Annotated in this window: 9 protein-coding genes; 3 read left to right on the forward strand and 6 right to left on the reverse strand. The window is 41.8% G+C overall.

Going from position 1 to position 7,812, the window contains the following annotated elements:
* Positions 1 to 187: 187 nt before the first annotated feature.
* Complete coding sequence (locus HWQ37_RS20650; protein ID WP_292750349.1) at positions 188 to 1,150, forward strand: M48 family metallopeptidase; 963 nt, start codon at positions 188 to 190, stop codon at positions 1,148 to 1,150.
* Between the two features lie 72 nt (positions 1,151 to 1,222).
* On the opposite strand, the gene HWQ37_RS20655 is transcribed toward HWQ37_RS20650, so the two are convergent.
* Positions 1,223 to 2,113, reverse strand: coding sequence for a CPBP family intramembrane glutamic endopeptidase (locus HWQ37_RS20655; protein ID WP_292750351.1), 891 nt, complete (start codon positions 2,111 to 2,113; stop codon positions 1,223 to 1,225).
* Positions 2,114 to 2,260: 147 nt separating this feature from the next.
* Positions 2,261 to 2,698 (reverse strand): AbrB family transcriptional regulator, encoded by a 438-nt coding sequence (locus HWQ37_RS20660; protein ID WP_292750354.1) that lies wholly within the window; start codon positions 2,696 to 2,698, stop codon positions 2,261 to 2,263.
* Between the two features lie 148 nt (positions 2,699 to 2,846).
* On the opposite strand from HWQ37_RS20660, the gene HWQ37_RS20665 reads away from it, so the two are divergent.
* Positions 2,847 to 3,008: a hypothetical protein gene (locus HWQ37_RS20665; RefSeq protein WP_292750357.1), complete on the forward strand. Its 162-nt coding sequence runs from the start codon at positions 2,847 to 2,849 to the stop codon at positions 3,006 to 3,008.
* Positions 3,009 to 4,169: 1,161 nt separating this feature from the next.
* Positions 4,170 to 5,183 (forward strand): succinate dehydrogenase/fumarate reductase iron-sulfur subunit, encoded by a 1,014-nt coding sequence (locus HWQ37_RS20670; RefSeq protein ID WP_292750366.1) that lies wholly within the window; start codon positions 4,170 to 4,172, stop codon positions 5,181 to 5,183.
* 74 nt (positions 5,184 to 5,257) lie between these two features.
* Here the strand turns inward: HWQ37_RS20670 and HWQ37_RS20675 are convergent, their stop codons facing one another.
* The 4 genes from HWQ37_RS20675 to psbX all read right to left on the reverse strand — a co-directional run bounded on the left by HWQ37_RS20675 (position 5,258) and on the right by psbX (position 7,748).
* Positions 5,258 to 5,782, reverse strand: a complete 525-nt coding sequence (locus tag HWQ37_RS20675) for a TolB family protein (RefSeq protein WP_292750368.1) — start codon at positions 5,780 to 5,782, stop codon at positions 5,258 to 5,260.
* Positions 5,783 to 5,863: 81 nt separating this feature from the next.
* Positions 5,864 to 6,424, reverse strand: a complete 561-nt coding sequence (locus HWQ37_RS20680; RefSeq protein WP_292750359.1) for a TolB family protein — start codon at positions 6,422 to 6,424, stop codon at positions 5,864 to 5,866.
* A 47-nt stretch (positions 6,425 to 6,471) separates the two neighbouring features.
* Positions 6,472 to 7,380: a Ycf66 family protein gene (locus tag HWQ37_RS20685; protein ID WP_292750361.1), complete on the reverse strand. Its 909-nt coding sequence runs from the start codon at positions 7,378 to 7,380 to the stop codon at positions 6,472 to 6,474.
* A 248-nt stretch (positions 7,381 to 7,628) separates the two neighbouring features.
* Complete coding sequence (gene psbX / locus HWQ37_RS20690) at positions 7,629 to 7,748, reverse strand: photosystem II reaction center X protein (protein ID WP_012412183.1); 120 nt, start codon at positions 7,746 to 7,748, stop codon at positions 7,629 to 7,631.
* Positions 7,749 to 7,812 lie beyond the last annotated feature (64 nt).

Consider the following 7,812-nt stretch of genomic DNA (forward strand, 5'->3'; position numbering starts at 1 on the left):
AATTCCATACAAAGTGATTTTTACTTCCAATTGCCCCATTTCTATTATCTTGTCATTTGTCATTTGTCCTTTGTCCCTTGTCATTTGTCCTTTGTCCTTTGCTATTGATCCAAAACTAATGACCAATGACTAATGACTAATGACCAATGACCAATGACTAATGACAAATTACCCAATACCCTAAATTATGCCAACTTACACAGGAATTTCCAGCGAAGCCTTCAGGCATCCACTAGATCGGCAAGCCGAACAAGCTTTACGAAATTTACCAGGATTTGATTTAATCGCTCGTAAATTTGTGGAATTTATCTACGAACGCCCTCAATTAGTCTATCTAATGGGTAACAGCATCCAAGTCGGGCCGCGTCAATATTCCACTATTTACCAGATGTTTCGGGAATGCGCCCGAGATTTAGACATTTACCCAGAACCAGCACTGTTTGTGTCACAAAATCCCGAAGCAAATAGCTATGCGCTGGGGCAAGAGAATCCTTACATAGTCATAAATACAGGGATATTAGAGTTACTAGACGAAGCCGAGATTCGGACGGTGCTAGCCCATGAATTGGGGCATATTAAATGTGGTCATACTATTTTAATTCAAATGGCGATGTGGGCGATGAATGCTGCTTCCGCCTTGGGAGAATTGACCTTTGGCATCGGTAATATTGTCACACAAGGCTTGATTTACGCCTTTTTTGAGTGGCGGCGCAAAGCCGAGTTATCGTCAGATCGCGCTGCATTACTAGTAATGGATGACTTGAATCCGGTGATGTCAACGATGATGAAACTCTCTGGCGGTAGTAACAAATATGCCAATGAATGTAGTTTACAAGAGTTTATTAAGCAGTCAGAAGATTATCAGGCACTAGATGAAGATGGACTAAATCAGATATATAAGTTCTTGATTTACAATGGCGGCCAAGGTATGATGTTGAGCCATCCTTTCCCTGTTGAACGCTTACATTACTTACGGGCGTGGGCAGTATCTGAAGAATACCAGCAAATTCGCCGAGGAAATTATCAGCGATCGCCCGCTTCTGGATCGGTAAATGTTTCAGCAGAATCTTCCGAAAATCAAACAGAAGCTTTACGCCGTCAAATTGAAGAATTACAACGAGAAATCGACAGAATCAGAAGGAATGAATAGTTTTTAGTACTAAAGGTGGATTTAGATCCCCGACTTCTTTGAGAAGTCGGGGATCTGGACAGCAACTTTTTATCAGAAATTAAAATACTTAGAGTTGAACCAGATAATTACTCCAGTTCCCAGTACACAAATAATTCCCGCCAAACCAGCTAGGGGTTTTTTATTCTTACCTGTGAACCAGTCAGAGACAATACCAGTGTAAGTAATTAGTTCTGCTGTATCTATGGTAGCGATCGCCCATACCCATCCCGCGTGCAATCCCCAAGCTAAACCCAAATTACCACTTGTGGCAAAGCGTGCTAACACCAGCACCATTCCCATCAGCCATAATCCAGGGAGTTGGGGTGCTGTTTCGCTTTGCTCCCAAACCAGGTGTAACAAGGCAAAAATTAAGCTAGAAATCGCTGCTGCTACCCAAACTGGGTAATCTTCTGCTAATTCTGTGAACAGGAAACCGCGAAAAACTAACTCTTCTATCCCACCGACTAACAACGCTATCAAGAAAATCGGTAGCAAGATGGGTAATAGTAACTTGAAATTCGTTTTTTCAAAAGAACACCAACCTAACCCGAATTGCCCACTAAATACAATAGCTAAACTCAGCACTCCCAAACCAAAACCTAGTGCTAAAAAACCAAGAGTTGAAAAATTCCCAACAAAGCCGTAATCTGAAAAAGATTTTTTAGTCAACCAAACAACTCCCCAGAGAATCAGGGGGGCTAATAGGTAAAGCGACACCAATAACGGCATCTTTTGTTCTGGCTGCAAAGGTTTAGAGGGTTGCCAATTAAGCAATATTGCTGATACTGTTGCTACTGGCAACCAGCAAACTATCCAGCAAACAAAAAATGCCATCACTATCACTAGTGCTGGGGCATTTTTTATAAACTCTAGCAAGACGTTGACCGAAGATTCAAAGAAAGTTATCAAAATAAACAAAAAAACACGATAGACTTCTTGCATTATAGATTTCTTGCTGATTAATCAAGACTCTACTAAATTTGGTGAATTCTGCAAGGGGTCTAATCGTATTTTTACCTAGCTACCAATTTGCTGCCGCGATAAGGACAAGTTATCATTACCTGAAACTTATCCCTACCATCAGCAAATTTACTCTTCGTCTTCCAAATCTTCGTCTGATTCGTCAGAATCTGTATCTTGTGAAGTTAGTTTTTTATCGGTTTCACCTAATTGAATCAGGTGAATATGTTTGTATCCCAGCCTAATTTCAAACTCATCTCCAGACTTTAAGCCCATTGCTTTGGTATATGTAGCACCAATTACAATCTGACCATTTTGATGGACACTAACCCGATATGTCGGTTCACGACCACGACCATCTTTAGGTGCTTCTGGACTTAGAGGAATTCCCCTAGCAGATAGCAAAGCGTCATAAAAATCCGTGAGATTGACGCGAACCTGGTTATTCTTAGTAACAGTGTAATAGCCGCACTGTTTAGCTCTTTCTCGGCGTGGTAATGTGGAAAGTTCTTTTACTTTAGCAAGTAGTGCTTTTCCAGTTAATGGCGCGGTTGCAGTTTCAGTCATTATGCTCAAATTTTCCTTACTCTCTCCAAACTGATAAATTATGTAGTCTCATGCCAGCATTTGATTTTTTAGCATTTGCATAGAGCTACTGAAGACCCTAATGTAACGGGTGAATTCCTGCCGATAGGAGCCAAAAGCACTTCTATATATGGTTGTCCACAACCAACTAGAGGCCATAGTTGCCACAGACATTAATTTTGGTGATGTTACGGCACTTTTAAGCATTATTCGCCATCAGAAAGAAAACTATTTTCTCCTTTGGCGCTACTGTAGCGGTGTAACTTTCAGCCACCTTTACAAATGGGGTTAGGTTCTACTGCAAATAAGTCGTAGACCCAAAAAATTGCAGGTTTTTCACTTTCAGTGCTTGCCTTTCTTGCCAATGAACAAGTAGAGTTTTCTCTACTCCTCCTCTCAAGCTTAGGACAGCATAGTATTTCAATAGAGTCATACGGGCATAAGCCCTTTTGTCCTGCCAGTAGAGACGTGAATTTTCTTGTCTCTACATTACGAATCAACAAAGCAGTAGTAACCGCGCTGATACGGCTATTGATTCTGGTTTTGCTACTTCGTAATTTTATATTAAATACTAGCATGGACTAATAATAGCAAAATAGTTGTTTAATTTTGAATTAAAGTTGCTGGTAAATTTTTATTTAAATTTCTGGACTTGAAAGTTGAAAAAAGCAGTGACGATTTTCTTAACCCTTGATTGCAAGGGTGAGCATTGCCATCTCGCTTTTATAAAAATTTATATAATTGAGACGAGCAATTTTGACCAATGAGTTCAATCCCATATTTTCTTGATTGAGAGCAAGCCAAAAAGCGAAAAGTCTCCCGCCTCCGGGTTTCGCGGTATTCTAACTTTTCTTTAAAAGTGGTGAGGATTTTTCCTGGGTTTATTATCTTCAGGTCAAAAGCAGCCAGAGTATTTTACACGTCTGTCTATGGGAAGAACAAATCTCTTAACATCTGCCTAGTGCTTGATTGCCACTACTATATATTAAACATGGGCTTTCACACTTCTATATAATCAAAAAATTCCCTCAAGTGGTAGCAAAGGTGGAATTTTATCGTCAGGACTGCTTGACTCAAGTTGACATCAAGACGCATTCCTAACCTGATATGCATTTCATTTGGATGCGATCGCTAGCTCAAAGATCAACCTAAGTTACTTTTTAAGCACCCATTTTTCCTTTACATTCCCAAACAGGTAAATTCAATGCAAAGCTGCGATTAGATTTTTGGCGTTTTAACTCAGAATTTGACAAAAATCTTGCCTACAGCGCTACTACAAGTAAAATTTTAATGGTTATCCTTAAACTAGAAGTCGTCGCCCTTTAATTGTCAGCCTATTAACACTAGAGTTTGAATTAGGGACGAAAAAGTATAACTCACTTTTCGCAACTACCTGCTTTAACTCATGATTGTTAAGGCTGGTGAAGCAATTTTAAAATTTTGGTTAGTGGTTATGAAAGTTATTTTTAAGGTCATTCGACAGCAACAAAATTCCTCCCCTGTTGTGCAAACCTACCTTGTGGAGGCAGAACCAGGTAATACAATCTTGGATTGCCTCAATCATATTAAGTGGGAGCAGGATGGAACTTTGGCATTTCGCAAAAATTGCCGCAATACCATTTGTGGTAGCTGTGCTATGCGAATTAATGGGCGTTCGGCTTTAGCTTGCAAGGAAAATGTTGGCAGTGAACTTGCGAGATTACAAGAAATAGCATCATCCCAAAGTCAAGTAAATGCCATCCCTGAAATCACGATCGCACCTCTCGGCAATATGCCTGTGATTAAAGATTTGGTTGTAGATATGAGCAGCTTCTGGAATAATTTAGAAGCAGTTGCCCCTTATGTAAGTACGGCAGCCCGACAAGTACCAGAAAGAGAGTTTTTGCAAACACCACAAGAGCGATCGCGCCTCGATCAAACAGGTAACTGTATTATGTGCGGTGCTTGTTACTCTGAATGCAATGCTCGTGAAGTTAATCCCGACTTTGTAGGCCCCCATGCCCTTGCCAAAGCTTACCGCATGGTAGCAGACTCCCGCGATAGCGATACCGAAAATCGTTTAGAAAGCTATAACGAAGGTACTAAAGGCGTATGGGGTTGCACCCGTTGTTTGTACTGCGATTCTGTTTGTCCAATGGAAGTTGCACCATTAGAACAAATCACCAAAGTTAAACAAGAAATTCTCACCCAGAAACAAGCCAGTGATAGCCGTTCAATTCGTCACCGAAAAGTATTGGTAGATTTAGTTAAAGAAGGTGGTTGGATTGATGAACGTCAATTTGGTTTACAAGTAGTCGGTAATTATTTTCAGGATTTAAAAGGATTACTCAGCCTTGCACCCCTCGGTTTACGGATGATCCTCAGGGGTAAGTTTCCTCTATCATTTGAAGCTTCAGAGGGTACAGAACAAGTGCGATCGCTTATTGAATCTGTGCAACAAGAAGAGGGACTGGGGATTAGGGATTAGGGATTAGGGATTGGGGATTGGGGATTGGGATTAAAAGAATTCTTTCCCAGTCCCCAGTCCCCAATTCCCAATTTTCAACGCGGATCTTGAGGTATATTCAACGGCTGTCCATAACGGTCATATACTAAAACATCCCACTGCCCGTTGTTACTAGACTCAAAAGCAATCCTGCTACCATCAGCGCTAATTGTAGGGTTGCGGACTTCTGCTTGCAGGTTATTAGTCAAATTCCGCGATTGGCGTGTTTCTCTGTCGTAGAGAAAAATAGCCGATCGCCCCTGACGACTTGCCGCAAACACAATATAACGACCATCTTGTGAAACACTGGGATGATTTGCGATCGCATCAAAGGAATTTAAACCTGGCAAATCAACCAAATCACGAGTTACTGTATCAAACATATAAACATCTTGGCTACCGCGTCGGTCAGTAATAAAAACAATGTATCTCCCAGAAATTTGGGGGCTTAATTCCGACGCTAAACTATTGAGACTCCGACCCCCCGGATCAAATGGATAACTCAAAATGCGAGGGTAGCCAAAACATCCAGTCAATAAACTTAAACAGAAAAATACAGGTATAAAAAAAATACGTTTCATATATTGGGCATTGGGCATTGGGCATTGGACATTAATTATTCTCCCTCATCTCCCTGCTCCCTGCTCCCTGCTCCCTGCCTTCTACGGAGGTGAACCCACGGTTGCACCATTGGGAATATCTAACTCAATATTTGGCCCCCGGTCTAGGACTTCAATATCCCACTGACCACGAGTAGCGGTTTCAAAAACAACATAACGTCCATCTGGACTAATATTTGGTTTTCTGACCCAGCCGCGATAAATTGGTGTGACAATTTGCGACTGTTGCGTAGCGCGATCGTAAAGCGCTACCACTGGTCTACCTTGATCGCTAGTAAGATAAGAAATATAACGCCCGGTGTAGCTCAAACTTGGACTTTCGGCAATTGTCTCCTGTCGGTTTATCCCAGGTGTGCTAATAAACACTTGCCTCTCCAAATCGTACACTAGTAGCTGCTGATTACCATTCCGATTAGATACAAACGCCAAAAAGCGCCCATTTCCACTCAAAGCAGGTTGCTCCTCGGTGTAGCGACTGTTAAGAGAAGTAGGCCCTATAGGAATATCGTTAGAACCACAAGATACAAGCAAACTTGTTAAACCAAAAACCAGGCTCCAATGAATTGGTCTTTGGAGCCAAAATGCAGGCGTAAATTTTTCCACCTCAACTGTTTTCCGTCGCCTCTAAACCTACTTGCACACCAACTGTTTTAAACATCGTCATCAAAATCTGTCAAGTTATCTGGCCCCTGATTTGGTTTTTCAATTGGATTGTATGGCACATAATCAGTTGGGATCGCATCATCATCTTCACGCGGTCTTCGAGGAGTTGAGTCAGTGGGCGGACGACGCCTTCTCGGTCTGGGAGAAACATCATCTTCACGACTTTCGGGACGCTGTGACCCATTATTATTACGACGAGAAGGTTTTCTGACTTCCCCACCCGAACTTTCCCAATCATCAACTTGCCTAGATGAAGAACCCCAATTTTCATCTTCAGAGCTTTCAGAAGGGCGATTCACGGGACGGCCAGAAGTCCGCCGCCGCGTTCTATCTGCTGGAGCCTGTCTTTCGCTGCTGTTGCGGCGTTGTGAACTACGCGGAGGTTGCTCCTCGTAGTAGTCATCACGTGTTGAAATTTCATCCCTGCTACCCCGAATCCGGGCACGTGGGCGTTCCTCCTCGTCTTCATAAGGCAATGGATCTAAGTCTGCATCCATTTCAGCTTGATACTTTCTGCGATCGTTGTACGAATAGTTTCTGCTTACCTCTCGCTCATCGTCCACAATTGGAGTGTTGCGCTTTGCTTGCTGGGTAGCTATACTCCGCAGACGAATACTTTCAACTGCAAAAAACACAGTTGTGCCAACTAAAAGCAATTGACCAAATTGTAGAATCGGGTCAAGCCGCCATCCTTGAAACACGAGAATGAAGCCGCAAAGCAAGCCGACTGCTGCAAAAAAGATATCTTGATCTCGTGACAATTCTGGGCGCACAGTGCGGAGAAAATACAGTGCTGCCCCAGCCACAGCCAGGAAAATTCCTAGAATACTGGCTGAATTTGCCCCAAAATTTACCTGAGCCAGAAAACTGGCTGAGTTCAGCCCAAAATTTATCATTGCTGTTTTCCCAATATCAAATCTATGTTAGCGAGTCACAATTAAAATCACTACTCTAATTAGTCACAATATGTTGAAGCTTCAAAGCCTCTGGCAAAGAAGCTCTGAAGCTATTCACCGAAAAGTAAAAACACCTATGTTTGTCATCTACAACTGCCACCAGCCGCAGTTTATGCTGCTTTTGGTGAAATAAATGTAGATAGCTGACAGACAATCGATTGTGAGAGTTGAATTAACTCTCATCAGCATTATGAACGCTGTATTTTATCTTTTTGGCTAATGAAAATCAGACCAACTGTAACGGGTATTACAACAATTGCTGTACCCCATAGCAGACTCCAAAGAAAATTTGCTAAAGAAGGCGTCATACTTCTCAACCTTTTTTTACACACTTCATCCTAATTTTAATAGTGTATTACTTTCTTGAGAAGC

The organism is Nostoc sp. NMS4 (genome assembly GCF_017115095.1).
Taxonomy (GTDB): Bacteria; Cyanobacteriota; Cyanobacteriia; order Cyanobacteriales; family Nostocaceae; genus Nostoc.

Coding starts and splice junctions, on each gene's coding strand:
- HWQ37_RS20660 (WP_292750354.1), bottom strand. CDS start 2,698: ATGACTGAAACTGCAACCGCGCCATTAACTGGAAAAGCACTACTTGCT.
- HWQ37_RS20650 (WP_292750349.1), top strand. CDS start 188: ATGCCAACTTACACAGGAATTTCCAGCGAAGCCTTCAGGCATCCACTA.
- psbX (WP_012412183.1), bottom strand. CDS start 7,748: ATGACGCCTTCTTTAGCAAATTTTCTTTGGAGTCTGCTATGGGGTACA.
- HWQ37_RS20655 (WP_292750351.1), bottom strand. CDS start 2,113: ATGCAAGAAGTCTATCGTGTTTTTTTGTTTATTTTGATAACTTTCTTT.
- HWQ37_RS20675 (WP_292750368.1), bottom strand. CDS start 5,782: ATGAAACGTATTTTTTTTATACCTGTATTTTTCTGTTTAAGTTTATTG.
- HWQ37_RS20665 (WP_292750357.1), top strand. CDS start 2,847: ATGGTTGTCCACAACCAACTAGAGGCCATAGTTGCCACAGACATTAAT.
- HWQ37_RS20685 (WP_292750361.1), bottom strand. CDS start 7,380: ATGATAAATTTTGGGCTGAACTCAGCCAGTTTTCTGGCTCAGGTAAAT.
- HWQ37_RS20670 (WP_292750366.1), top strand. CDS start 4,170: ATGAAAGTTATTTTTAAGGTCATTCGACAGCAACAAAATTCCTCCCCT.